Below are 24820 nucleotides of genomic sequence, written 5' to 3' on the forward strand. Positions count from 1 at the left end.
TGAGGTCAGCCGCCCTTGACCGATCCCGCCAGCAGGCCGCGCACGAGGTAGCGCTGCAGGCTGAAGAAGACGATCAGGGGGACGACGATGGTGATGAACGCGGAGGCGGTCAGGATTTCCCAGTTGCCGCCGCGTGAGCCCAGAAGATTGACCAGCCGGCCGGTCAGCACCAGCTCATCCTGGCCGGCGCCGAGGAAGACGATGGCGACCAGCAGGTCGTTCCAGGTCCACAGGAACTGGAAGATCGCAAAGGACGCCAGCGCCGGGAACGACAGCGGCAGGATGATCTTGACGAAGATGTCGAAGTCGCTGGCGCCGTCGACACGTGCGGATTCCATGATCTCGCGCGGCAGGCCGGCCATGTAGTTGCGCAGGAGATAGATCGCCAGCGGCAGACCGAAGCCGGTATGGGCGAGCCAGATGCCGACATAGGTCTTGGCCGGCACGCCGAAGAAGGCGCCGACGCCGTTATAGAGCTTCAACAGCGGGATCAGCGACATCTGCAGCGGCACGACGAGCAGGCCGACGACAACGGCGATCAGGATCGTGCGTCCCGGAAACGGCATCCAGGCGAGCGCATAGGCGGCGAAGGCCGCAATCAGGATCGGGATGATCGTCGAGGGAATAGCCACCGTCAGCGAATTGATGAAGGAGGCGCCGATGCCTTCGGCACTCAGGACCTCGACGTAATTGTCGAAGGTGAAGCGCGGCGGAACGGCGGCGGTGAAGAAGATACGCTGGCCGCGTGCGCCTTCCATCTTCGTGTCCGAGACGATCTCGAAGCTGCCATCGGCTTGCACCGTCAGCTTCTCGCCGTCGCTGAGTTCGGCGGTTTCGCCAGGTTTGAAGGCGGTCGGCTCGCGGCTCGAAAAGCCGAAAGCCGAGACCTCGCCGGCGGCTGTGCCTTCAAGCACGTCACCTGATATCACGAACTTGCCGTCGCGTTCGATCTGAGTATCGGCGCCCGGCGCGCGGGCGACGATATTCTGGGTCGAGGTCGAGAGTGCCGTCCACCAGCCGGAGACCGCCAGCTGATCCTTGTCGCGCAGCGACGAGATCAACAGGCCGGCGGTCGGCAGCGTCCAGAGAGCGACCAGGAGGAGGACCGAGAGGTGTACGGCCCAGGTGAGAGGGGAGCGCGTCGCCGGGTTCATCTCAGTGCCCCTTCATTTCTTTGGCCGCATTGCGGATGTTCCAGACCATGATCGGGATGACGAGGACCATGATGACGACGGCGATCGCCGCACCGCGCCCGAAGTCGCCGCCCCCGCGGAACATCCAGTCGAACATGAGATTGGCGAGCACCTGGCTCTGCCATTGGCCGTTGGTCATCGCCAGAACGATGTCGAACACCTTGAGGACGAGGATGGTGATCGTCGTCCAGACGACGGCGATCGTGCCCCAGATCTGCGGCACCATGATCTTGAAGAAGATCTGCCAGCCATTGGCGCCATCGATCACGGCAGCCTCGACCGTCTCCTCCGGGATGCCGCGGAGAGCGGCCGACAGGATCACCATGGCAAAGCCGGTCTGAATCCAGACCAGAATGGCCATCAGGAAGAAATTGTTCCAGAAGGGCAGCGTGATCCAGGCCTGCGGGTCGCCGCCGAAGGCGACGACGATCGCGTTCAGGAGGCCGATCTGCTCGGTGCCCTCGGCGCGATAGTCGTAGATGAATTTCCAGATGACCGCGGCGCCGACGAAGGAAATCGCCATCGGCATGAAGATCAGCGTCTTGGCGATGTTGCCCCACCAGATGCGGTCGGTCAAAGCGGCGATCACCAGCCCGAAGAAGGTCGCGAGCGCCGGAACCACCAGCAGCCAGAGGAAGTTGTTGAAGATCGACTGGCGAAACTCGCCGTCGTTCAGCATCCAGATGTAGTTGCTGGCACCGACGAAGTTTTGCCCGGCGCGATCATGCAGACTGAACCAGACCGACATGATCACGGGGTAGATGAGGTAGATCGTCAACGCGAACAGTGCCGGGGCGAGAAACAGCCATGGCCGGATGGCATTGGTGATGCGCAGGTTGCGCGACGCTTCGACACCGGATCGCCCCTTCGACGGGAAGATCAGATCGAGAATGAAGCTGGTTCCCCAGAAGTAGGCGGCGCAGCCGAGAACCCCGGCCAGCATCGTTCCTACCGCAAAGACGAGCTGTTGCATGACATGTCCCTCCCCTGAAATGCACTTTGCGTGCAGGGCATGGCGATTGTCGCCGTTCTCGTTGGGGCCTCGCAGCACCGAGCGTTCAGCGGACCCAAAGGACAGGGCGGGCGGCGATTGCGCCGCCCGCCGTCCATCTTTACTTGATTGCGTCCCAGGCCTTCTGAACGCCATCGGCAACGTCGGAGGCGGACTTGCCGCCGACGAAATCGACCATGCCGGTCCAGAAGGCGCCGGCGCCGATCTTGCCGGGCATCAGGTCGGAACCGTCGAAGCGGAATGTCGTCGCGTTCAGCAGGATCTCGCCCTGCTTCTTCAGCGGCGGGTTGCCGTAGGCATCGACGTTCACGCTCTTGTAAGGCGTCAGGAAGCTCGTCTGCGCCATCCAGACTTCATGCGCGATCGGCGTCTTCAGGAACTCGATGAAGGCGCGTGCCGCCGGCGTGTCCTTGGTGATCATCGCCAACGTGCCGGCGCCGAGAACCGGATTGCCGAGGTCCTTCTTGCTTTCGTAAGGCGGCATGTAGAAGAAGTCCGCATCCTCGCCGATCACCGTGCCTTCCGGGAAGAAGGACGGAATGAACGACGCCTGGTGGTGCAGGTAGCACTTCGGCGGCGATGCGAAGAGCCCCTTCGGGCTGTCGCGGAAGTCGGAAGACGCAACCGCTGCCGCGCCGCCGTCGACGAACTTGTCGTTCTTGGCGAACCAACCGAACTCGTCGATCGCGCCGACGACCGCCGGATCGTTGAACGGAATCTCGTTCTTGACCCACTTGTCGTAGACATCGGCCGGCTGCGTGCGCAGCATCATGTCTTCCACCCAGTCGGTGGCCGGCCAACCGGTCGCGCCGCCCGAGCCGAGACCGATGCACCACGGCTTGCCGCCGTCGGCGGCGATCTTCTCGGTAAGCGCCTTCAGCTCTTCCATGGTCTTCGGCACTTCGTAGCCGGCGTCCTCGAAGTTTTCCGGGGAGTACCACACCAGCGACTTCACGTCGATCTTGTAGGGGAATGCATAAAGGGCGGCATTGCCGTCCTTGCCCTTGTAGGTCGAGAGATCGACCCACGACTGGCCGGCCGCATAATTGTCGAGCAGCCACTTTTGGGTGTCATCGCCGAGCGGCGTCAGGTAGCCCTTGGACGCCAGGTCGCCGATGAGACCCGGCTGCGGCAGAACAGAAATGTCGGACGGGCTGCCCGCCTGGGTGTCGATGACGATCTGCTGCTCGTAGTTTTCAGAGGACGAATACTTGATCTCGACGCCCGTCGCCTCGACGAAATAGGCATAGACGCTCTTGAAGAGCGCCTCGTCCTCGCCGCGCCAGGGGCCGAAGATCGTCAGCGTCTGACCCTTGAGGTCGTGACCCTTCTTGAATTCCTCGAAGCTCGCCCAGTTGAATTTGGAATCTTCGCCAGGCTTGAACTTCAGATCCGCAGCGCCGGCAGCGCCCGCAAACAGCGCCAGCGCGGCCACGCTCAACAGAAATGATCTCTTCACGGTGTTCTCCTCCCAAGATGAACCCGGATCCCGCCGGGCAGATCATCAACGCGCAAAATTCAAAGCGCTTTGAGTTTGCTAACAAACCATTGCGACACTCCAGGAGTCAAGAGCTTTCGATTCACCGGCCTTCACGCGACAGTATTTTGCTTTGCGGCAACTTTTTGCAGCGCGAAGCTGGCGAATTCCGCTTTGTATGATGAAAAACGAGTGTTACAGAAATTGAGGGCGCTGGATCAAACCATAAAAATCATACGGATATCCAAAGCGCTTTGGGAGGAAAATTGACCATGGCGGTCAATCTCAAGCAGCTCGCGGAACTGCTCGGCCTGTCGCAGACGACAGTGAGCCGGGCGCTGAACGGCTATCCGGAAGTCAATGCGGAAACCCGCCAGCGCGTGCTGCAGGCCGTGCGCGAAACAGGCTATCGGCCGAACCGGGCTGCCCAGCGCCTCGCCACCGGCAAGGCCTATTCGATCGGCATGGTCATGCCGATTGCGGCCGGCATCGATTCCGACGTGCATTTCGGCGAGTTCCTGGCCGGCCTGGGCGAGGAAGCGGTCAAGCACGACTTTCACTTTGTGCTCAATCCCAGTGCGCCGGAGGATGAAGAGGCGACCTTCCAGCGCCTTGCCGCCAGCGGCAATGTCGATGCGCTATTCCTCGCCTATATGCGCGCCAGCGATCCGCGCATCGCGATGCTGAAATCGCTCTCCATGCCCTTTGTCGTACACGGACGCTCGATCGGCGAGACGCGGGACTATCCGTTCCTCGACATCGACAACACCGGCGCCTTCTATGATGCGACGCGATTGCTGATCCAGCTCGGCCATCAGCGGATCGCGCTGATCAACGGGCCGGACTACCTGAGCTTTTCCATCCGCCGCATGAAAGGCATGGCCCGGGCGCTGGCCGAGCACGGCTTGAACCTCGACGAGGCCCTCGTCCATCACTCGCTGATGACCGACGAACACGGCTATCGCAGCATGCAGCGCTTCCTGCAGCAACCGGACGCACCGACCGCCGTCCTTTGTTCGAGCACCGTGCTGGCGCTCGGCGCAGTCCGGGCCATCAACCAGGCGGGACTTGCGATGGGCCGCGACATCTCGCTGATTGCGCATGACGATGTGTTGCCGATGCTGAAGCCGGAAAACTTCAGCGTGCCGCTGACGACGACACGGTCGTCGCTAAGGGCTGCCGGCGGGCGCATTGCGACCCGGCTGATCGCCGGCATCCTGAAGATTGGCGATTATCCCGACCAGGAACTCTGGCGCGCCGAATTGATCGTCCGCGCCTCAACCGGCCCCGCCCCGCAGAAATGAAAACGCGCCGCTACAGCGCCGCGCGTCAAATATGACGCGCAAAGGACGCTGTAACGCTTGAAACCTGCTGCATAATTTTTCCTTAAATCGATTCCGATTTGAGGAATTATGCAGTAAGCCGGCGCGTCAAATGTCGCGCAAACCTTGCCGATCAGAAGCGCGGCGACTTGCGGCCCGCCTTGCGATAGGCAGCGATGACGGTGTTTGCCATCAGCATGGCGATGGTCATCGGGCCGACGCCGCCCGGTACCGGCGTGATCACGCCCGCGACCTTTTCCACTTCCGCAAAGGCGACGTCGCCGACGAGCTTGGATTTGCCTTCGCCCTTTTCTGGTGCGGACACGCGGTTGATGCCGACATCGATGACGGTCGCGCCGGGCTTGACCCAATCCGCCTTGACCATCTCCGGACGACCGACAGCCGCCACGAGAATATCGGCATTGCGGCAGACCGCCGGCAGATCTTTTGTGCGCGAATGCGCCGTCGTCACCGTCGCGTTGGCGGCAAGAAGCAAGGCCGCCATCGGCTTGCCGAAAAGGTTCGAGCGACCGATGACAACAGCATTCAGGCCCGAAAGGTCTTCGCCATGGGTCTGGCGCACGAACACCATCGCGCCGGCGGGCGTGCAGGAGACCAAACCGCCTTCGAGATCGCCAGTCGCCAGCTTTCCCGCGTTGACGACATGCAGGCCGTCCACGTCCTTTTCCGGCAGGATCGACTGGATGATCGGTTCGGAGTTCAGATGCTTCGGCAGCGGGAGCTGAACGAGAATGCCGTGAATGGTCGCATCTTCATTGAGCTTGGCAACCAATGCCGCCAGATCTTCCTGGGTCGTCTCCTCCGGCAAGGTGTGCTGGACCGACTGGAAGCCGCACTCCTTGGCCATCCTGCTCTTGGAAGACACATAGGCATGGCTTGCCGGATCATTGCCGACGATCACAACCGCGAGACCGGGGCGCACGCCTGCATCGGTTTCGAGCGCCTGTGTTGCGGATTTCACGGCCTCGATGACCGAAGCGGCGACCTGCTTGCCATCAATCACAGTCGTCACGGCATTCCTCCTGGCTTCCTGTTCGCGGCACACTCTAATTCGCCTCGGGAAAGGCGATTGCCTCAAAGCGCCCTATGCTGTCCCAAACGCATAAATGCAAGGGGTCGGCATGGCCAGAGACACGTTTGCGGTGCAGGCCGCGACATTTCCTCTCATCGCTGACAGGCTGCCTTGCTCGCTCCAGCAAGTTCTGTGGCTCAGCGACGCGCGACCTTCTGGCGTGAGTAGCTCTCGACGCGCGACCTGAGCGCACGAAGATCGTCCTGCACTTTGGCGATGCCGAGATCGTCCTCGGGCTCGATAGCCAGGGGCGAAAGTCTTGTCGAGGAAGCCTGCCTTGCCAACTCGCGCGAGGCGAGATAGGCGGCAGTTAGCGACTGCGCATGATGAGCTGCCGGGGAGAATGGTGGCGGCAGATCTGCTTCGCGCCCCCTCTGTTCCTGCTCATTGCGCGTGCTGGGCATCGGGTCCGGGTCGGTGCCCGGCTCCGGTGGATCCGGGTCGACCGTTTCAGGCGGGGCGCCCCTGGGCCCGACAAACAGCCCGTTCAGGCTGCGGTAGATCCCGAGCAGGATGCCGAGGCCGAAACCGGCGAAAAAGCCCGCCATCGTCGCGCCGATGACGATGATCTTGCGCGACGGCCCCTTGGGCTGCAAGGCGGGCTCCGCCCGCGAAACGACGCGGATGTTCTTGGCCGTCAGTTTTTCTTCTTCCCGCGTTTCGCTGGCGCGCTTCAGGAACGATTCGTAGATTTCACGGGTCGCGGCGGCATTTCGCTGCAATTCACGCAGCTCGACCATCTCGCCGGACGAATTGATCTGGCGGGCCTTTTGCGCTGCGAACTGCCGGACCAGATCCTGCTCCGCACGCTCGGCGCGGTCGAGTTCGGTCTGGGCGGTCGCCGCAATGCGCCGCAGTTCATGGGCAATCTCGGCGCGAGAGGATTCGAGCGATTGCACGGCGGCAATACGCTGCGGGTGACGGGGCCCGAGGCTCGCATCGAGCGAGCTCAACTGTGCTCTGGTGGCCGCATATTGCTTGCGCAGCTCGGCGAGCGCCATCGAGCCGACTTCCTCCGGAAAGGCGCCGGTCAGCACGTCATCGAGCCGGACCTTGCCGGACACGTCAGCCTTCGCCTTTGCATCGGCTATTCGGTTGCGCGCCGCCGCGACCTGATCGCTGAGGCTGAGCAGCTGTTTGTCGGCGATCAGTTCTCCGCCGGCGCCGACGATATCGTTGCGCGCCTTGTATTCCTCGATCGCCTTCTCAGCGGTATCGAGTTCGGCCTTGAGTTCGAAGATACGCTGATCGAGCGCCGCGGTGGTCTTCTGGAAGAAGCCGGACTGTGCCGCCGTCTCCTCGCCCAGAAAGGTTTCGACCAGGCGGTTGACGATCAGCGCCGATCTCTGCGGGCTTCTGCTCTGCGCTTCGACGATGACGATGAAGGTCTTGGGATCGCGCCAGACGCGGATGGCGTCGCTCAGTTTCTGCAAGGTGCGCGGCGAGACTTCGCCCTCCGCCGCACCGGTTCCGGAGAATTCAGCATCGTTCTGCAGATCGAGATCGCGCGCGACCTTCTCCATCACGGTGCGGGAGCGCAGAACCTCGAGCTGACTGTCGACCAGCGCAAGAATGGCTTCCGTCGCCAGCGACTGCTTGGAGAGATCGGAATCCGTCAGCCGAACCTCGCGCGGGTCGATATAGAGCCTGCTCTCCGAGAGGTAGATGCTGGGTGTCGACAGGGCGATCGCGACGCCGGCGGCGGCGCCAAGTATCGTCGTGGCTGCAATAACGAAGCGTACCTGCCAGACGGAGCGAAGGACGGCCTTGATGTCGACGAGCGGCCTGTCACCGGACGGCGGCGGCGCGTCTCCACCCGAACCACCGGACGTGTCATCTGCGTCGCGGCCAGCCAGCCAGCGCGCAATCTTGCCGTCCGCGCCGCCAAGGCCGCGCTTCGGCGGGGGCCGGGTAGCCGCACCGCTCGGTACCGATGGTATCTTGGGTTGGGATGCCGGGCGAGCTGCATGCCGCGGCGCGGCATTGCCGGGCTGCGCGGCCATTTGTTCGGCCTCGACAAAGCGGTCGAGCAACGACGAGCCGGCGGATCCGCGGTCTTTGGCATCGGGCTTTTGCGCGCGCGCGGAAACCCGCGGGCTCCCTGCTGCGATATCGAGCAACGATGCACGCGGAACCGGGCGTTTTTCGTCGTCGACGTTGAACATGACTTATCCCGCGGCTGCCGAGATGGCGAATTCCGAATAGTGAATTCAACCTAAGGAAACAGGGAAAACAAATGGTTAATTTTGGAGAAAGAACCAACCCCAGAAACGGTTGATCTCACGCCTTATTAAGCTTTCCCGCCTATGACGGGAGAGACTACTGGAAGTTCGATCGTGCTCCACCGCATCAAAGCGCTTTATCTTCGCCACAGGGCGCTTGTTCACGCCTATCTCTCGATGACGGGAGGCTCGGCGGGACGGCTCGTATTGTCGCTTGCCTATTTTATCGCTGTCGCCAACACGCTCTCCATCTCCGATTTCGGTCTCTTTGCCACGGCATCAGCGGCCGGCATCATGATCTCACGGGTGCTTGCCTTCGGCTTCATGTCGCCGCTCTATCGTGTGGCCACGGTCAAGCCGCTTCTCGTCGGCACCTACAGTGCCGGATTTCTTGTTGGCGCGTTGCTTTCCCTGCCGTTGATCGCGCTGATCTGCGCCGGCACCTTCATCGCGCTTTTTTCACGCGACATGTCGGCAGGCACCTTTGCGGCCTTCATGGCCGCCGAAATCATCTGTTGGCGCGGGCTCGAAACGGCGGTCATCGTTCTCAACGGCCTCGGACGGTTCGGCCGCGGCGCATTGCTTGTCGTCATCGCCACGGCAATCCGCACAGCAGCGGCGCTGCTGTTTGCCCTGCTGCAGGTCAAGACACTTGGCGCTTGGTCGCAATTCTATCTCGTCGCCAACGCCATCAGCCTCGTCGTCGCGCTCGCGCTGTTTTACCCGAGGGTGCGTTTTCGCTGGCAGCCGCGGCTCTATTTTCGCCGCTGGGCCGATTCGGTCTCGGTCGCCGGCGCCGAAATCCTCTTCTACATCCAGTCGGAGTTCGACAAGATCGCTGTGCTGGCGATCGGCGGGCCCGCCGTTTCCGGCATCTACGCGATCCTGATGCGACTTGCCGACCTGACAGCCCTGCCGGTGCGCTCGTTTAACACGCTGCTCGTTCAGCGGATCATGCGCACGCCCGAAGCGATCGCCCGCTGGCCGGTTCGCTTGTCGATCGAGCTTGCGATTGCCGCTGCATCGTTCCTCGCCATCGCTGCAATGGCGGTCTATCTCTACGTTTTCCCGAATGGCCTAGGCCATAACGTCTCGGCCGCCGCACCGATCATGGCGATGATCCTGCTGGTGCCATCATTCCGCAATCTGATCGAGTATCATTCGGAACTGCTCTATGCGACCGGACGCACCGTGCGGCGCATGGCCAACCTGCTGGTCGCGGGCGTGGTGAAAGTGGGGTTGCTTGCGCTGCTGCTGACGACAACCACGGATGTCGCAGAGTGGGCGCCATCGCTCAACCTGATCTTCCTGGTTTTGTATGTGTTATCCGTCGGCCTGACCTATACGGCGCTGAGCACGCCGGCCAGCCGGGTCATCTGACGCGCGGTCGGTATCAGGCCGCGAGTTCGACGACCGCCTTGCGGATGTCGTCCAGATCGTGGCCGACGAACGACTGCACGCCGATGCCGATCTGGTGCGGCGCCATATCCCTAAGGAAGTCCCTCAGGCCGGCAATACCCTGCCGATAGCTGTCGTCGAACCAGAGCACGTGGCAAAGCGCATCGGATGAGGGCCTGTGCCCCTGCCCGCCCAGCACCTCGTCGACGAAGCGGCCATAGATCGTGCATTCGGAAAAGGCGCGTGTTTTTGTCACCGCTCGAACCCAGTTGCGGCCATGCAGCGCTTCGACATGCTCGACGAGCTTGCGGCATGTGTCGCTGCGCCAGGCGATCAACGTATTGATGTAGTCGGGGGCCGGCAGCCCATAGGGGCCGATACCGAGAAGCCGATCGGAATGCGCAAGCCATGCCAGATGATTGGAGCGCATATTCGCGTCGATCGCCGCATCCTTGCGATACAGCGTCAGGCGGCCGTCCCGCCAGAGTATGGCGGGGTCGAAATCGCGAAGGAAGACGACATCGGAATCGACTGCGAACATCGCCGCCTCATCGATATGGCGGGCAAGCGCCAGACGTCGAAGCTGCTGAACGTGCCAGCCGCGAAGCGGCAGGCCGAAAGGGCTGAGCCAGATCTTGCGGCGCCCACCCGAGAGCGGGTCGGTGACGGGACGCAGCCACCAGGGCAGAAGATCGCGCTCGTCGATGACCTGCCGTCGCGATCCTTCGAGTTGCCGGAAAAGCGTGACGTCGAAATGGGCGACGAGCAGATAGTGCACCCAGTCACCCTGCAGGCGGCGATCCATGCTTTCGCACATCAACCGACAACGCTCGAAATCATTGGCGTAGGACGCCGTGACGATCGCGGTTCGCATGGAGGGCTCGGTCAGCATTTTCGCGCTCCGAGGTGCGCGTTGCCGACGCTTTTTCGAGCGCGGCCCGTCAGCTTGTGCAGGAATACATGCAGCAGGAACAGCGGGTTGCCGAGGACATAGCGGCGCCACATGCGCTTCGGCTCAAGAGCCAGCCGGTAGAACCATTCGAGCCGCAGCTTGCGCAGAAGCTTCGGCGCACGCGGGAACTCCTGGGCGACGAAATCGAACAGCGCGCCGACGGTGATCACCAGCCGTGCGTCCTGCGGTCCGACATAGGTATCGACCCATTTCTCCTGCATCGGGCTGCCCATCGCCACAAGCAGAATATCAGCCCTCAGAGCCCGCACGTCGGCCAAAATCTCGCGCGACCGGTTGCGGTCGAAGAACCCGTCCGAAACAGGCAGAAATTCATGCCAAGGCGCGTGCCTGCGAAAATTCTCGGCCGCTCGTGCCAACACGTCCGGCCGGGCGCCGATCATCGCGACCCGCACCGGCCGCTCGAGATAGGTCAGCAACGCCGGAACGAAATCGGTTCCGTTGAGATTGGCCGGGAACATGCGTCCATGGAACAGATAGGAGGCGATATCGACGCCATGGCCATCGGGAAATACGATCTGGCGGCGCAGCACATCCCGATATTCAGTGTCCTTCAACATCAGGTTGGCATTGTTCGCATTGAGAAAGGCAAGGCTCACCTGACCACTCCCGCGAGAAACCGCGTCGCTCGCCAGGGCGAAGGCATTCGCCCAGCCGAGATCGACGACCGGCATGCCCAGGATCATGCGCTGCGATACCGCAATGTTCGAGGCGGCGGCAGATATGGTCACGACCGTCCTCCGTCGTGGATCTTCAATCGTGACCGCACCTGCGGCCCCTCCTGCGCGCTTGTGCCATTTGCAGCAAGGCGGGGCAACACATCCCGCATCACCTGCATCATCCTGGCTTTCTGAGCCCGGTGGAACACCGCGCCGTCCAGGCGCTGCGGAAGACCGGCGCGCGCGCGGTCGACCTTTTCGACCAGCAGGCGGGCAAACTCCCGGGGATCGTCGGTCGGCGCACAATTTCCCGGGATCGTCTCGATGCCACGCAACGAAGCCTGCGTGGCAACCGACGGCATACCGAGCTCGAAAGTCTCGATGCTTTTCAGCTGTACCCCCGTGCCACCACGACTGATCAGCGGCACGACGGCACTGGCCGCAACGAAGGCGCGGGCGTCCGGCACGCGACCGACGAAGCGAATGCCGGGATGCGAAACGACGGGCGTTCCATCCAGCTGTCCGGCGATCGCGATCGACATGTCCTGGGGAAGATGAGGCACGACCTGATCCAGGAACCAGTCCAGGCCGAGCCGGTTCGGCCGCCAGCTCCAGGTGCCGATCAGGCTAAGGTCCTGCTGGCGCTGCACGTCCGGCACAATCGGCGCATCCCAGCCGGTAACCAGCGGCAGCACGAATGCCCGGTCGGAAACGGCACGACCGAAACCGAGACGGTCCGCCTCGGCGAAGGTCCACAATGCGACAGCATTTTGCGCCAGTTGCTGCTCGTAGCGCTCGAGATAGGACGCCTCGCGCCGAAAGAGGAACCGTTCGAGCGCCCCCTTGGCGCGCTCGGCATTCTCCAAGGCGGAATCGGCCTCGACATTGTGAGCGACATAGATCGACGGATAGGGACGGAAAACCTGCGCGAAGGCGGCAGGAAGCTGCACGGAATTGAGCACCAGGCCGTCGAAGGGTGCAAGCCCGCCGAGGATCGACTGGATCCGGCCTGCCGAGACGCCAAGCATCTTGGCTGACGACACCGAGGTGCGATTAAGAAAAGCGGTCGCAAGCCAGCTCAGCTTTTGCAGGCGGCCGACCTTGGCATTGGTCACTTCCAGCTCGCCAAGCAGGTGCATCTCGCAGTCGGGCGCCGGGCTGCGTCCAGGCTGCAGAAAGCCGATGACACTGACCCGATGGCCAAGCGCGAGCAGACCGTCAAGCACCGCACGATTGGCGATATCGAAACCGGAGGCGGGATTGTCTACGGGAACGAGCGAGGAAACCAGGACCAGATGCATTTTGCCACACGTCATGGATGGAGCATTGCCTCTCTCTTTAGCAGCGCGGGGTGAAGGAGCGCTTAAGGCATTCATTCAAAAGTCGTTTTCCCGGTTCAGCATCTGTTTAGGAAGATTTGCTTTAGTACTTGCCAGCAATCCGCTCGCACAGGTTTCACGATGACGTCTATCGGCCAGGATATTTCCGTCTATTTCCGGACCGAGTTGGAAGACGCCGGTGACATCGAACTCGTCGTCGTGCTGCCGACCTTTCGTCGGCCGGAACATGTCATCAAGACCCTGAAAACCATTGTTTCCCAACGGCCCGACGTTGCCTTTGCCACCATCGTCGTCGAGAACGACGATGAAGGTCTGGCAGGTGCGTTAGCGGCGAAGGACTTCTTTCTCGGACACCCGTCCGACTCCATCGTCATCATCGCCCACCAGCGCGGAAACTGCTACGCCTACAACGCCGGCTGGGCGACAGCGCTTGAAAGTTACCCCAACCTGCGCGCCATTGCCATCATCGACGACGACGAGATCGCCGCGCCCGAATGGCTCGATTGCCTCATTACGACACAGGAAGCAACCGAGGCCGACATGGTTGGCGGCCCGCAGCTGCCGGTTTTCGAGGATATGACCGGGCAGAAGTGGAAGCGGCACCCGGTGTTTACGCCCCACTATGAAACGACCGGGCCGGTACCGATCCTTTATTCCTCGGGCAACGTGCTGGTGACGCGTCGGGTTCTCGACGCCATGCCGCGGCCGTTTCTGGACCCGGCCTTCAACTTCATCGGTGGCGGCGACGCCGACTTCTACAGCCGCAGCAAAGAGAAGGGGTTTTCGTTCGCCTGGGCCAAGGAGGCTTGGGTGGCGGAAACGGTTCCGGCACGGCGCACCAGCGCATCATGGATCCGCGCGCGAAGCCTTAGAAACGGAGCGATTTCGACGATGCTCGAACATCGCCGGGATCCAAGCTTCGACGGAAGGGTGAAAACCTTCGGGAAGTCGCTTGCATTGCTCGGCGCCTCGCTCCCGCGCGGCATCAAATTATGGAGAAAGACCGGTCTGTTCTCGGCCGGGCTTTACCACTTCTACGTGGCGGTCGGTCGGCTGATGGCGGAGTTCGGCTTGATCAACGAACAATACCGCAACCCGGAAAAGAACTGATAGGCAATCAGTGGCCGCTGCTGGCGTTGACGGCACCATCCGGCAACTTGTCATTGGCGACGTTGCCGTTCTTGTCGACGATCGCGACCGGCTTTTGACGCGGGACGTTCTGGGCGTTGGCCACGCGCTTGACGTCGTCCTTGGTCAGATATTCGAGCTGTTCGACAAGAACCTCGGTGATCACCTCGCCGCCAAGCTTCTTGTTGAGCCCGTCCTTCACCGTCACCTTGAAGGTCGACAGGTCGAACGTGCCGGTGTCGCCGACATCAATGAACCTTGAGCCGACCAGCATGTCGTAAAGCTGGTCGGTGACCATCTGCCGAAGCGGCGCCCGCAGGTTGTTGATGCCTTCCTTCGTTGCCGAGAAGGATAGCTTGGTCAGAAAATAGCCCTGCACGGCCCCGTCCTTGATGACGGGGACCGTGATCATTTCTCCCGGAACATATTGCTCCGATGCACGCCGCGTTGCTTCCGCATCCGAGACGACGGGCGCCGAGGCGCTCTGCATGGAATAATAGACGGATCCGAGCGTGACGGCGCAGACCCAAACCCCGGTGAGAACGAGCTTCAGCATTAGAAATCGCTATAGCGGAACTGCGCTTCGGAGTAGATGCCGTCGGCATCGGCGTCCTGGGCGGCGGTCTTCAGCAGATCGACGACGGATCGCACGGCGTCGAGGTGGGCTTCGACCTTCTGCGAGTTGATTTCGAGCTTGTCGCGCAGGTGACGGGTCTGCGACGCAAAGGCCGGCGAAAACTCACCCGGCAGCGTATCGCGGTGCAGCATCGTCAGTTCGTAGAGGCAACGGCTCTTGTGCGCGTTCGACGTCTTGATATCGAATTCCGGATCGACACCAATGCGGCTGTTCTCATTGTCGATGATCATTTCCAGCCGGCCGAGCACGTTCTGGATCCGGACGTCGTTGGATGCCACAGCTTCCATAAATGAACTCCCAATTAAGCTTGTTTGTTTTTATCGTCTTCAGTCGTGTAGCCAGTGAGCGTCTTGCGCTCGTATTCCTGCACGAGGCTTGCGGCCAGGTTTCGGCTGTTGCCATCGAGCGAGGCATTGACGCGCTCGCGCGCATCGCCAGCGGCCAGTTGGTCGGCGATGCCGATGCCACCGCTCTTGGAGATGACGTCGCCGATCTGCTCGGCCATCATGCTTTTCCAGATGTCGCCGGACGTGCCCTTGCCGAAAACGTTCTCGCTGTCGTTCGGAAGCATGGATTTCACGAAATTCTGCAGGATCATCGCTTCGAACTTGCGATAGGTCTCGGGGACCTTCTTCTGCTCGACCCGGTTGTTGATGTCGCCGAGACCGCTCGATCCTTCCGAAGAGTTGAGGACGTTGACGGCGGCGGCGAAACCGTTGCCGTTTTCGGCAAGGCTCGTCGCCTGGAAGGCGGCGCGGTTGGCTTTCAGCCGTGCCTGCGCTTCCTGCACCTCGGCCGGATCGGCCGCACGCACGACATCCATCACCAGATCGCTGGGCGGAGAGATAGCCATGACAAATCCTCTCGACAACGGCGGGCACGCCCCAATTCGGGCCGGCACAATCGCGCGTTCAACATCTCGACCGAGCGTCCCACCACATGGGGCGGAGCGTTCCGGATGTCGTACTATCGCCCGTCAACCTTACCGGAAGCTGGCGCTTGGCCGGCAACGTGTTGATCGATCAGGTCATAGACGGAATTGTCGGCCTCTTCCCGGTCTTCCGATTGCCGGGCATCCTTCATGTTTTCCTCGAGCCGGTCGGCCTTGGCCCGCTCCTTCAGCATGCGCGCTTCGTGCGTCTGCTGGATGCCGAACAGCATCTGGTCCTTCTGCACGAGGCGCCCGACCTGCGAGGAATAGTGGCCGGAGAACATCCGGTGCATCGGATGCGCCGACCCCATGGCGTCGACGACCACATCGATCGTCTCGGCCAGCACCTCGCGCTGCCGCACCATCTCGACGAAGTCGGCTTCTGCCATCTGCTCGAGATGGCGCTGGACGGCCACCAGGCGCTTGAGTTTCTGCGACCGCGTCTTCACCTGGCTATCCCCCTTGCATGACCGGCGCAAAGCCGTCGCCGAACAGGCGCAGCATGGCGGCGATACCGAGATAGAGCAGGAACATGCCGCCCATGATCAGATAGGGCTGCGAGATGAAGTAGATCGGGATCTGGGGCGCCAGCTTGTTGACCATGCCGATGGCGACGTTGAACAAAAGGCCATAGATCAGGAAGGGGCTCGCGAGCCTCAACATGATCATGAAGGTCTGCTCGAGCGAATCCGTCAGGGTGATGAGAACGCCCTGCGGATCGAAGGCGCTGCCGATCGGCATGACCCGGTAGGACTGGACGATCGCCTCGAACATCACGTGGTGGAAATCGAGCATGAACAGGATCATCAGCCCGGCAAAGCTGATCATGCTGGTCATCTGGTTTTCCGCCGTGTCTTCGATCACATCCGACGACGGCGGCGGGCTGAAACCCATCAGCATCGTTATCGTCGTGCCGGCGAATTGAAGGCCGAGCACATAGTAGCGCGCGACCAGGCCAATGACCGCACCGACGGCGGTTTCGGCGGCGATCAGGTAGATATAGGTGTGCCCCTTGCCGGTCACCTGCGGATAGATATCGGTCCACATGACGGGCAGGATCGCCATGGAGATGGCGACCGCGATGAACAGCCGGATCTGCATGGGAATGCGCGCGCTCGAGAACCCCGGCATGATCATGATGCACGCCCCGATCCGGCAGAATGCCGCAAACAGTGCGAGCACCGTGCCCTCGGGGTCGGTTATCATGAAATCGAGCCGATGATCTTGATCTCGAGTCCCTTGGCAAGCTCGACATGCGAGAGCACGGGCAAAGTGGCAAAAAGACGTTCGATGATCATGCGGACATAAGAGCGGGATTCGGGCGAACTTACCAGTACGAACGGCATGCCGCGATCGAGATGTTCACGGATAACTTTCGTCGCCTGCTCGCTGAACTCCTCGAGATGACGCGGATCGATATCGAACTCGACGACTTCCCCCTTGGCATCACGCTTCAGCGCCTGGTGGAACACCATGTCCCATTTGTTGCCGAGGCGCAGGACGCGCAGGATGCCGTTGTCGGCAAGGTCGCCGCACAGTTGCTGCGACATGCGCACGCGCACGTGCTCGACGATCTGCTCGGTCTTGCGGACATGCGGCGCGAGTTCGGCCACCGCTTCGAGGATCAGGTGCAGGTTGCGGATCGATACCCGCTCCGCCAACAGCAGCTTCAAAACCGCCTGCAGCCCGGAATAGGACATGTGCGAGGTGCAGATTTCATCTGCAAGCTTGCGGTATTCCGGATCCAGCCGATCGATCAGCACCTTCACGTCCTTGTAGGACAAGAGATGCGGCAGGTTGTTGCGGATCACTTCCGAAAGATGCGTCAGCACCACGGAGACGTTGTCGATCGGGTGGAAGCCTTCGCGCTTCAGGTCTTCGGTAAACGTCTCCAGGATCGAAACCGCCGGCATGCCGAAGGCGGGTTCGCGGATCTCGTCGCCCGGCACACTCGGACGACGGCCGCCGCCGGTGACCACCAGAACTTCACCGACACGCACCGTGTTCGATGCGATCGTCGTGCCGTGGATGCGGACGTGATAGGCCTTGTCCGGGATGCTGATGTCGTCGGAAACCTTGATTTCCGGAATGACGAGACCGTACTGACCGGCAAACTTGCGACGCATCTTGCCGACGCGGAAGGCCAGTTCCTGGTGCGCGCCGAGCAGTCGGGTCGAAACCTGCTTGCCGAGCAGCAATTCGATCTCCGCCGTCTTGAGCACCGACTTGACCGAGTCTGCCTCGCCGTCCTTGGCCTGCTGAGCCGTGGCGGCTTCCTCCACCCGGCGCGCCGCATTCTCCGCCTCGATCTGGCGCGGAATGATCCAGCTGAGGAATGCCATGCCGCCGCCGAGAACGGCAAACGGGAAAAACGGCAGGCCTGGAACCAGCGCAAGCAGGATAATCAGACCGGAGGCGACCATCAAAGCGCGGGGATAGCCCCCGAGCTGCCCGACAACCGCCTGGTCCGTCGAGCCGGCGGTTCCGCCACGCGACACGAGCAGGCCGGCGGCGAGCGAAACGATCAGCGCCGGGATCTGGGAGACCAGACCGTCGCCGACGGAAAGCTTGACGAAGACGTCGGCCGCTTCGCCGATCGGCATGTCATGGCGCAGATAGCCGATAATGATGCCGCCGAAGATGTTGATCGCGGTGATGATCAGGCCGGCGATCGCATCGCCGCGCACAAACTTCGACGCACCGTCCATCGCACCGAAGAACGAGCTTTCCTGCTCAAGTTCGCGGCGACGATGCTGCGCTTCCTTCTCGTCGATCAGGCCGGCCGAAAGGTCGGCGTCGATCGCCATCTGCTTGCCGGGGATGGCATCGAGGGTGAAGCGCGCACCGACTTCGGCGATACGCGTCGCACCCTTGGTGATGACGATGAAGTTCACCGTGATCAGAATGAGGAAGACGATCAGGCCGATGACGAAATCGCCGGACATGACGAGGCTGGCGAAACCGGAGATGACGCCGCCGGCAGCACCATGACCTTCATGACCGTGAGAGAGGATGACGCGCGTCGTTGCAATGTTCAACGCCAGGCGAACCATGGTTGAGATCAGCAGGATCGTCGGAAAGGACGAGAATTCGAGCGGCCGCTGGATCCACAGCGCCACCATCAGGATCAGTACCGAAAAGGCGATCGAGAACGCCAGCCCCATGTCGATCAGGAACGGCGGGATCGGCAGAAAGAGAATTGCCAGGATCGCCACAATCCCGAGCGCAAAGCCGATATCCCGGCCCTTTGGTGCTACTTTCGGGATGATCAACGCTGCTTGCTGTGCCATGTCTCTTCCGTCTCTTCATGAGAGGTCGGGCAGCATTCACACGCGCTGCCCCAATCTTAAGACTGGAGATAAAGGCCCAAGCTTGCGCGAAGGTGGTAGCGCGACGGCGCGATCAGAATCCGGACTGGATACGAGAGAAGACGATATCGGTGAAGATCGAGATCTGGGCGCCGATGAAGGGCGCGGAAACGGCGACCGTGATCATCACGGCAAGGATCTTCGGCACGAAAGTCAGGGTCATTTCCTGAACCTGGGTCAGCGCCTGAATGAAGGCGATGACGACGCCGACGATCATCGCGGCGAGAACGGCGGGCCCCGAGGCCACGATCACGGTCCAGATCGCAGCCTGCACGATATCGAGGGCATCCGCCTCATTCATAAGGGTATCACTTTACCTTGACGCCTGGGCCGATAACGAGCTCCTTGCCGCTATCCAGCACTGCAATGATTCCGTCAGAGTATAGTTTGACTTCCTTGACAACGCCAGTGATCGTACCGTCGGCATTGGTGACAGTTTTGCCGATCACCGCATCCGCCTCGCTGAGCGATGTGCGTTGCAGCAGGCTCTCGAGGTTCTTGTTGGTCTTGATCGTTTGTTCGACCTGCGAGAAGGTCGCGAGCTGCGCGATCTGCTGCGTGGCGTCCATCGGCTGCGTCGGGTCCTGATTCTTCATCTGGGCCACGAGCAGCTTGAGGAAGCTCTCATAGTTCAGCGCCGCGTTATTGGCGTCGTTGCCGGCGTCAGCCCCCGAGACGTTCGGGGTGTAGTCTCTCGTGTTGTTGTTGACGCCGCTTACCGCCATGGTGCGATCTCCTTGCGAATCTGCTCGACCGTGGCCGGCGTGATTTCCTGCGTGTTGAGGATGCGGTCTTCGATGGCGTAGAGCCCGCGGATCGCCTTCAGAGCTTCGAAGGCGCGGCCGTTGGTGACCAGGCCGTCGACCCGCTTCAGCTCGGCGAGAATCTCTTCGTTCTTGAAGCAATTGAGCAGCATGACGACCGATTTGCGGAACATGGCGGTCGATTGCTCCGCACCTTCCGGGTTGATCAGGATCATCTGGGCGATGAAGTAGAGCTGCTTCAGCGGCGTCGTTGCATCTTCCGGCTGAAGCACGTGGTTTTCCAGCAGGAAGGTCACGTCATTCAGGAATTCCACGGCGACCTTGCGGTCAACGCGAAGCACCGCGCCGTTTACAAAAATTCTTTCGCCCGACTTCAGCGAGATACGCAGTGTGCTCTTCATTTCAGTCCATCCCTGATGATGGTGGTAATGTCAATTATGCCCTGGAAGTTGGAGGATTCGCGTTTGCGGATCTTTTCCGTCTCGTTGAGTATCCAGATGGCGATCGAAATCAGATTGGCACGCAGCTCTTCGTTGAGCTGGTTTTCCGGAGCGCGAAGATCCTCGATGAAGCGGATCCAGACGCGGCGGGTAAAATAGATCGCCTCGATGGCTTCTCTCGAATACCCGTTCTGCTGTCTTGCCGCTTCAAGGAGCGCAATCGAGCGATCGAGTACCTGCCGCTCTCGATTTTTGGAGTCGGCAACGCCGTCCTCCATGATCTCGGCATAGGAAAATTGGTACATTCAGACATCCTTCATGTTTGTCCGGTCGCCTCTTCTTAGAGGTAGTTGAGCAAGCTCATCTGCTGCAGTCTCGACGTCAGCGCGTAGGATGTATCGAGCTGGGTCTTCAACATGTTGACGCGCGTCGCCGTTTCTTCCGGATCGATGCCGTTGATGTCGGTGATGTGGGTCTTGACGAGCTTCTCCTGCGCCTCCAGCGAAGTCGTCGCCTTCTTGACGCGCGACTCGGAGATACCGAGCGAGCTGCGCTCCCCGTTCAATCCCGCAATCGCCTGCTCCATGTAGCCGAATGCGGCGTTGTTGAGCGTGCTGCGAACCTGCGAATTGACGTTCTTGTCCATCAGTTCCGTGGAAATGACGCTTGCGAGCGCGAACATCCGGAAGCTCTTGGTGTTGGCGTTGGTCGAGCTTTCGATGACTTCGCTGGCGCTGATGCGGCTCGTCATGTTTTGGTCCGACGCATCAGACCAGTTGGCATCCCAATCCGTGCCCATGAACATCGGCTCGAGCTTGGTGGTAATGAAATCCTGCATCTGCGTCGGCGTAAACTGGCTCATGTCGGTGAGGCTGTTTGCCGTCATGTAGCTGCTGAGCGCAGTATCGAAGGCAGCCTTGGCCGCAGACGGGGGCACCGAATTGTAGTCGGCCAGCGGCTTGACGTCGGTGTTGATGCCCGAAAACAGGAACTCGCCGTTGAAGGAGGTGTTGGCCGCGGATGTGAAGATCTGAAGCGCGCCGTTTACCTCGGACTTCAGGATCTTCATCGCATCGACGCTGTCGTTGCCCTTGTAGGTAACAAGGGTGTCGCGCACCTTTTCGGCCGCCTTCTGCATCGTCTCGAGTGCGCCCTGGGAGGCGGAAAGCCTCTGCGTGACCACGGCGTTGGTGCCCTTCAGGGCGCCCATCCGGTCCAGCTCGCGCTGCAGATTGAGCGACCGCGACGTCGACGCACCAAGCGTCAGACCGATGTCGTAGTGAATGCCGCTCGTGCTTTCCTGGGTGCGTCGCAGCAGCTCGGCTTGAGTCTGCTGAATTGTCAGACGCATGGCGGTCTGAATCGCCAAGTTTGAAACGAAGGACGTCTTCATGATTACCTCACAGCTTCCATAAGGGCCGCCATCATGGCGTCCACGGTGCTGACCAGCTTGGCCGATGCTTTGTAGGATTGTTCGAGATCGAGCAGCAGTGACAATTCCTCGTCGATGCTGACACCCGTCTGCTTGCTCAGAGCTTCCGCCGTGCGCGACAGAAGCGCCGATTTGTTGTCGTCGGCGGTCGATGCCGTCTTGCGGAACTGCTCCAGCCAACCGACCGAACTGGTCGCAAAGTTCAGGATGCTGCTGTTGTTGTCGAGGCCAGTCGCTGGGTCGAACGGCATGTTCTCACCCATCTTGTTGATGAAGCCATCGAGCAAGGCGGTATAGCCTGCATTGCCGGTGGGGTTGTTCGACGTGCCGTCGAAACCACCATCGCGCAGCATCAGCGGATCGGCCTTGGCAAGCGCGTTGACCGTGATCTTGGAAGCCATGCCGGGCACGATACCGACACCAGGAATACCGGGGCTTCCCCAGGTAAACAGGCCTGGCTGGCCACCTTCCTGGAACATCGTCACCAGGCCGCGAGCGATCTCGTCGAGCTGCGACTGGAATTTCGGCCCGACGTCGTCGCGCAGTTGCACCAGCGCGGCAAGCTTGCCCTTGGCCGTAGTATCGGCACCGGTGCCGGCTGCGATCGGCACGCCATCGACGTAGATCTTGTTGCCGACGGTGGTCGCGTCGTACGTGTTCTGCGGGGCAAAGGTGACCGAGCGCGGCATGGTCTCGAACAGAACGGTCCCGTCCGTGGTGAAGATCACGGTATCGTTGTTGCCGCGCGTGGTCGTCGAAATGCCGATGATCTCGGAAACCTGCTTCAGGATCTTGTCGCGCTGATCGAGCGCGTCGTTCGGGTCCGTGCCCTGGGCCGTTGCCGCCTTGACGGCATTGTTGGCCTTTTCGAATTCCGCCAGCAAGCCATTCAGCTTGTCGACCTCCAGCGCGATTTCCTTGTCGGCATTCTCGCGCATGTCCTGAACGGACTTGGAAGCCTTGTTCAGCGAATCCGCCAGGTCCCCGGCGTCGGACACAGCTGTAGCGGCGATCGTCTTGTTGCCGGGGGTCGCGGCGAAGGTCTGAAGGCTGTTGCGGAAGTCGGCGAGCAGCTTGGAAGGCGCCGTCTCGTAGCTGTTGCCACCGAGCGCCGACTTCATCAGTTCCAGCCCTTCCCGCAGCCTTGCCTGACCAGAGGCCTCGCCCATGCCGGCGATGCTCTGTCTGAGCAGCGCCTCGTTCTGGGCACGGTAGATGGATACGACCTGCGCGCCGTTCGCAGTGCTCCCGAGCAGCGCAAGCCGACGCGAGTAGTCCGCGTTGCCCGCGTTTGCGATGTTCTTCGACACGGTTGCGGTTTGCTGCGCCGTGTTGCTGAAGGCCTGTTGTGCGATGGATATTGCGGAGGACAGCGACATGACGCGGACCGTATCTCTTTCAATTACCGTTTCAGGTTGACCAGAACTTCAAGCAGGTCCGACGCGGTCTGGAACACCTTGGAGTTTGCCGTGTAGTTGCGCTGCGCCTCGATCATCGAGGTCAGTTCGTTGGCGATATCGACGTTGGAGTTTTCGAGCGCCTTGGACTGGATGTTGCCGAAAGCGCCGGAGCCGGCAAAACCGGTGACGATGACGCCGGAATCGGTGCCTTGCGAATAGACGTTGCCCGACTGCGGCAGGAGCCTGTCCGGGCTCTGCACAGTCGCGAGCGCAATGCGGAACTTCGGAATGAGGTTGCCGTCACCGTACTTGACGTAGACGACGCCTTCCTTGTCGATCTCGAAGCCCGACATCTTGCTCGGCTTCGAACCGTCGATGCCGCCGCCGCTGCTGGTGAAGTCGCCGCCGAGCTGCGTGGTCTTTGTCGTGTCGATCGTCAGGGCGCCCAGGTTGGCGCCCGTGCCGGGAAGGTTCGTGATGGCGGTCGTCGTCAACGTGGCGGGCGTGGCCGTAAGGCGCTTGCCGGCCGCATCGAACGTCATGGTCTGGGTACCGATAGGGGTGCCCGACGTGCGATCGACGACGTTGAGGCTCCAGGCGTTCGCAGCTGTCTTCGTGTAGGTGAAATCGAGGATGCGGGTATTGCCTTGACTGTCGTAAACGACCATCGAGGTCTTCGATTGATCGTTGATGGCCGCGCCCGAGGGAAGGTTCGCATCCATCGCGCCTTTGGTGGAGCCAGAGGCGACCAGGCCTTCGTCCTTGAGCTTGACTTCCGTCAGACCGTCGAAACCGTTGACCACGACCGTCGGGTCGGCGCCAGCCTTGTATTCGTAACCCATCAGCTTGAAGCCGGCGGTGTTGACAAGGTTGCCGTCCTTGTCGGGAACGAAGGAGCCGGCACGGGTCAGGAAATTCTCGCCGCCGTTGCCCTGCACGATGAAGAAGCCGCCGCCGTTGATCATGAGGTCGCTGCTGGACGTCGTGTAGCTCGTGCCGCCCTGCTGCGAGATGCTGTAGCGCACCTGGGTCTCGACGCCGCCGGAATTGTAGTTGCCGCCGCCCGAAGGCAGGATCATCGATGAGAACTCTGTCGAGGCCCGCTTGTAGCCGGTCGTGTTCGCATTCGCGATGTTTTCAGCCACAGTGCCGAGACGGTTCGACTGAGCGTTCATACCGGAGACGCCCGTTCTCATGCTGCCATAGAGACTCATATCGGATCCTCATTTCCATGTTGCAGCGACACTAGGAAGCGGGCCTTGCGTGAACCTGTCTTAGGCACCGCCTTGGCCGCTCGAGCGCGCCTTAGTTCCAGTCGATGCAGTAGCCAAGGAAACGCTTGGAATCGATCGGGTCGAAGCCGAGCTTCTTGCGCAGTTTCTTGCGCAGCTTGCTGATGTGGCTTTCGACGACGTTCTCCTCGACGTCTTCATCGAAGATGCCGTAAATCGCGTTGAAAATCTGGGACTTGGAGACCCGGCGGCCGCGGTTGGAGACCAGGTATTCGAGAATGCGGCGCTCGCGGCGCGGCAATGCGAACGCGTCGCCGTTGATCTCCGGATCACGTCCGTCAGCAAAGACGCGGATCGGACCGATGTCGGTGTAGTTGTTGATCGCCTTCAGACGGCGGCGGATCGCAGCAACGCGCGCCAGGATCTCGCGGGGATGAACCGGCTTGCGAACGACGTCATCGACGCCGCAGTCAAACAACGCCAGCGTGTTTTCGAGCGAGGGTGTGTCGCTGACGGCGATGACCGGCGCCATCGACCTGTCGCGGATCGCCCTCGGCAACGCAAAGGTGCTGTCGCCCTGGCCGATCAGAAACGCTTCGACCGCGTCGATATCCGAATCTGCCGCCGCATTCACCCACTCGCCGAACTCCTTGGGATCAAAGCCCGTCGAGGGAATTCCTTCACGCCCGAAAAGCGACGTGTAGCCGTCTTTCACGAGTTCTCTATCATCAACCACTACGATCATTCGTCCGCCTCCGAATCAGTATGGCACCGCACTGATTGAGAGGTACGAATCGAGGGA

25 protein-coding genes are annotated in these 24820 nt (G+C 61.2%); 3 read left to right on the plus strand and 22 right to left on the minus strand.

Translation table 11 applies throughout. From position 1 onward, the window contains the following. Positions 1-5: 5 nt before the first annotated feature. The 3 genes from ABIE33_RS04980 to ABIE33_RS04990 all read right to left on the minus strand — a co-directional run bounded on the left by ABIE33_RS04980 (position 6) and on the right by ABIE33_RS04990 (position 3664). A complete protein-coding gene (locus ABIE33_RS04980) occupies positions 6-1154 on the minus strand; it encodes a carbohydrate ABC transporter permease (protein ID WP_429122111.1) in 1149 nt (382 codons plus the stop codon). 1 nt (position 1155) lies between these two features. Then, complete coding sequence (locus ABIE33_RS04985) at positions 1156-2166, minus strand: carbohydrate ABC transporter permease (protein WP_429122115.1); 1011 nt, start codon at positions 2164-2166, stop codon at positions 1156-1158. 139 nt (positions 2167-2305) lie between these two features. Continuing rightward, positions 2306-3664 (minus strand): ABC transporter substrate-binding protein, encoded by a 1359-nt coding sequence (locus tag ABIE33_RS04990; RefSeq protein ID WP_429122118.1) that lies wholly within the window; start codon positions 3662-3664, stop codon positions 2306-2308. Between the two features lie 290 nt (positions 3665-3954). Between ABIE33_RS04990 and ABIE33_RS04995 the strand changes: the two genes are divergently transcribed. Next, positions 3955-4986, plus strand: a complete 1032-nt coding sequence (locus tag ABIE33_RS04995; protein ID WP_429122121.1) for a LacI family DNA-binding transcriptional regulator — start codon at positions 3955-3957, stop codon at positions 4984-4986. Between the two features lie 151 nt (positions 4987-5137). Here the strand turns inward: ABIE33_RS04995 and folD are convergent, their stop codons facing one another. Beyond that, the gene (gene folD, locus ABIE33_RS05000) at positions 5138-6037 is read right to left on the minus strand and encodes a bifunctional methylenetetrahydrofolate dehydrogenase/methenyltetrahydrofolate cyclohydrolase FolD (protein ID WP_429122124.1); all 900 of its coding nucleotides are present in this window, start codon (positions 6035-6037) and stop codon (positions 5138-5140) included. A gap of 197 nt (positions 6038-6234) precedes the next feature. Next, entirely contained in the window at positions 6235-8262 is a 2028-nt protein-coding gene (locus ABIE33_RS05005) for a GumC family protein (protein WP_429122127.1), read from the minus strand. Between the two features lie 141 nt (positions 8263-8403). Between ABIE33_RS05005 and ABIE33_RS05010 the strand changes: the two genes are divergently transcribed. Next, complete coding sequence (locus ABIE33_RS05010) at positions 8404-9699, plus strand: lipopolysaccharide biosynthesis protein (RefSeq protein WP_429122129.1); 1296 nt, start codon at positions 8404-8406, stop codon at positions 9697-9699. A gap of 13 nt (positions 9700-9712) precedes the next feature. Here the strand turns inward: ABIE33_RS05010 and ABIE33_RS05015 are convergent, their stop codons facing one another. Genes ABIE33_RS05015 through ABIE33_RS05025 form a run of 3 tightly spaced genes read right to left on the minus strand, consistent with a single transcriptional unit; the run spans position 9713 to position 12647 of the window. Continuing rightward, complete coding sequence (locus tag ABIE33_RS05015; protein WP_429122132.1) at positions 9713-10609, minus strand: DUF6492 family protein; 897 nt, start codon at positions 10607-10609, stop codon at positions 9713-9715. Beyond that, positions 10603-11418, minus strand: coding sequence for a WecB/TagA/CpsF family glycosyltransferase (locus ABIE33_RS05020; protein ID WP_429122135.1), 816 nt, complete (start codon positions 11416-11418; stop codon positions 10603-10605). The genes ABIE33_RS05015 and ABIE33_RS05020 overlap by 7 nt, the downstream gene beginning before the upstream one ends. Continuing rightward, complete coding sequence (locus ABIE33_RS05025; RefSeq protein ID WP_429122138.1) at positions 11415-12647, minus strand: glycosyltransferase family 4 protein; 1233 nt, start codon at positions 12645-12647, stop codon at positions 11415-11417. Before ABIE33_RS05025 ends, ABIE33_RS05020 begins: the two co-directional genes overlap by 4 nt. 159 nt (positions 12648-12806) lie before the next feature. On the opposite strand from ABIE33_RS05025, the gene ABIE33_RS05030 reads away from it, so the two are divergent. Next, complete coding sequence (locus tag ABIE33_RS05030; RefSeq protein WP_429122141.1) at positions 12807-13796, plus strand: glycosyltransferase family 2 protein; 990 nt, start codon at positions 12807-12809, stop codon at positions 13794-13796. 7 nt (positions 13797-13803) lie between these two features. Here ABIE33_RS05030 and ABIE33_RS05035 read toward each other — a convergent pair whose 3' ends face one another. The 14 genes from ABIE33_RS05035 to rem all read right to left on the minus strand — a co-directional run bounded on the left by ABIE33_RS05035 (position 13804) and on the right by rem (position 24763). Beyond that, positions 13804-14370: a hypothetical protein gene (locus ABIE33_RS05035; protein ID WP_429122143.1), complete on the minus strand. Its 567-nt coding sequence runs from the start codon at positions 14368-14370 to the stop codon at positions 13804-13806. Then, positions 14370-14738: a hypothetical protein gene (locus ABIE33_RS05040; RefSeq protein ID WP_025425950.1), complete on the minus strand. Its 369-nt coding sequence runs from the start codon at positions 14736-14738 to the stop codon at positions 14370-14372. The genes ABIE33_RS05035 and ABIE33_RS05040 overlap by 1 nt, the downstream gene beginning before the upstream one ends. 14 nt (positions 14739-14752) lie before the next feature. After that, entirely contained in the window at positions 14753-15304 is a 552-nt protein-coding gene (locus ABIE33_RS05045; RefSeq protein ID WP_025425949.1) for a rod-binding protein, read from the minus strand. Positions 15305-15417: 113 nt separating this feature from the next. Next, complete coding sequence (locus tag ABIE33_RS05050; RefSeq protein WP_429122146.1) at positions 15418-15831, minus strand: hypothetical protein; 414 nt, start codon at positions 15829-15831, stop codon at positions 15418-15420. A 4-nt stretch (positions 15832-15835) separates the two neighbouring features. Then, positions 15836-16588, minus strand: coding sequence for a flagellar biosynthetic protein FliR (gene fliR, locus ABIE33_RS05055; RefSeq protein ID WP_429122149.1), 753 nt, complete (start codon positions 16586-16588; stop codon positions 15836-15838). Then, on the minus strand, positions 16585-18672 hold the full coding sequence (flhA, locus tag ABIE33_RS05060) for a flagellar biosynthesis protein FlhA (RefSeq protein WP_429122151.1): 2088 nt from the start codon (positions 18670-18672) through the stop codon (positions 16585-16587). Before flhA ends, fliR begins: the two co-directional genes overlap by 4 nt. Positions 18673-18784: 112 nt before the next feature. Further along, complete coding sequence (fliQ, locus tag ABIE33_RS05065) at positions 18785-19051, minus strand: flagellar biosynthesis protein FliQ (protein ID WP_025425945.1); 267 nt, start codon at positions 19049-19051, stop codon at positions 18785-18787. A gap of 7 nt (positions 19052-19058) precedes the next feature. Continuing rightward, a complete protein-coding gene (gene flgD / locus ABIE33_RS05070; protein ID WP_429122154.1) occupies positions 19059-19475 on the minus strand; it encodes a flagellar hook assembly protein FlgD in 417 nt (138 codons plus the stop codon). Next, on the minus strand, positions 19466-19915 hold the full coding sequence (flbT, locus tag ABIE33_RS05075) for a flagellar biosynthesis repressor FlbT (RefSeq protein ID WP_025425943.1): 450 nt from the start codon (positions 19913-19915) through the stop codon (positions 19466-19468). The genes flgD and flbT overlap by 10 nt, the downstream gene beginning before the upstream one ends. Continuing rightward, positions 19912-20259, minus strand: coding sequence for a flagellar biosynthesis regulator FlaF (gene flaF, locus ABIE33_RS05080; protein WP_025425942.1), 348 nt, complete (start codon positions 20257-20259; stop codon positions 19912-19914). The genes flbT and flaF overlap by 4 nt, the downstream gene beginning before the upstream one ends. Positions 20260-20294: 35 nt before the next feature. Next, entirely contained in the window at positions 20295-21347 is a 1053-nt protein-coding gene (locus ABIE33_RS05085) for a flagellar hook-associated family protein (RefSeq protein WP_429122157.1), read from the minus strand. Between the two features lie 2 nt (positions 21348-21349). Then, complete coding sequence (flgK, locus tag ABIE33_RS05090) at positions 21350-22765, minus strand: flagellar hook-associated protein FlgK (RefSeq protein ID WP_429122160.1); 1416 nt, start codon at positions 22763-22765, stop codon at positions 21350-21352. A 23-nt stretch (positions 22766-22788) separates the two neighbouring features. Further along, positions 22789-24000: a flagellar hook protein FlgE gene (locus tag ABIE33_RS05095; protein ID WP_429122163.1), complete on the minus strand. Its 1212-nt coding sequence runs from the start codon at positions 23998-24000 to the stop codon at positions 22789-22791. Positions 24001-24091: 91 nt separating this feature from the next. Then, entirely contained in the window at positions 24092-24763 is a 672-nt protein-coding gene (gene rem, locus ABIE33_RS05100; protein WP_429122166.1) for a transcriptional activator Rem, read from the minus strand. Positions 24764-24820: the final 57 nt, after the last annotated feature.

Origin of the sequence: Ensifer sp. 4252, assembly GCF_050434565.1 — a bacterium.
Lineage (GTDB): Bacteria > Pseudomonadota > Alphaproteobacteria > Rhizobiales > Rhizobiaceae > Ensifer.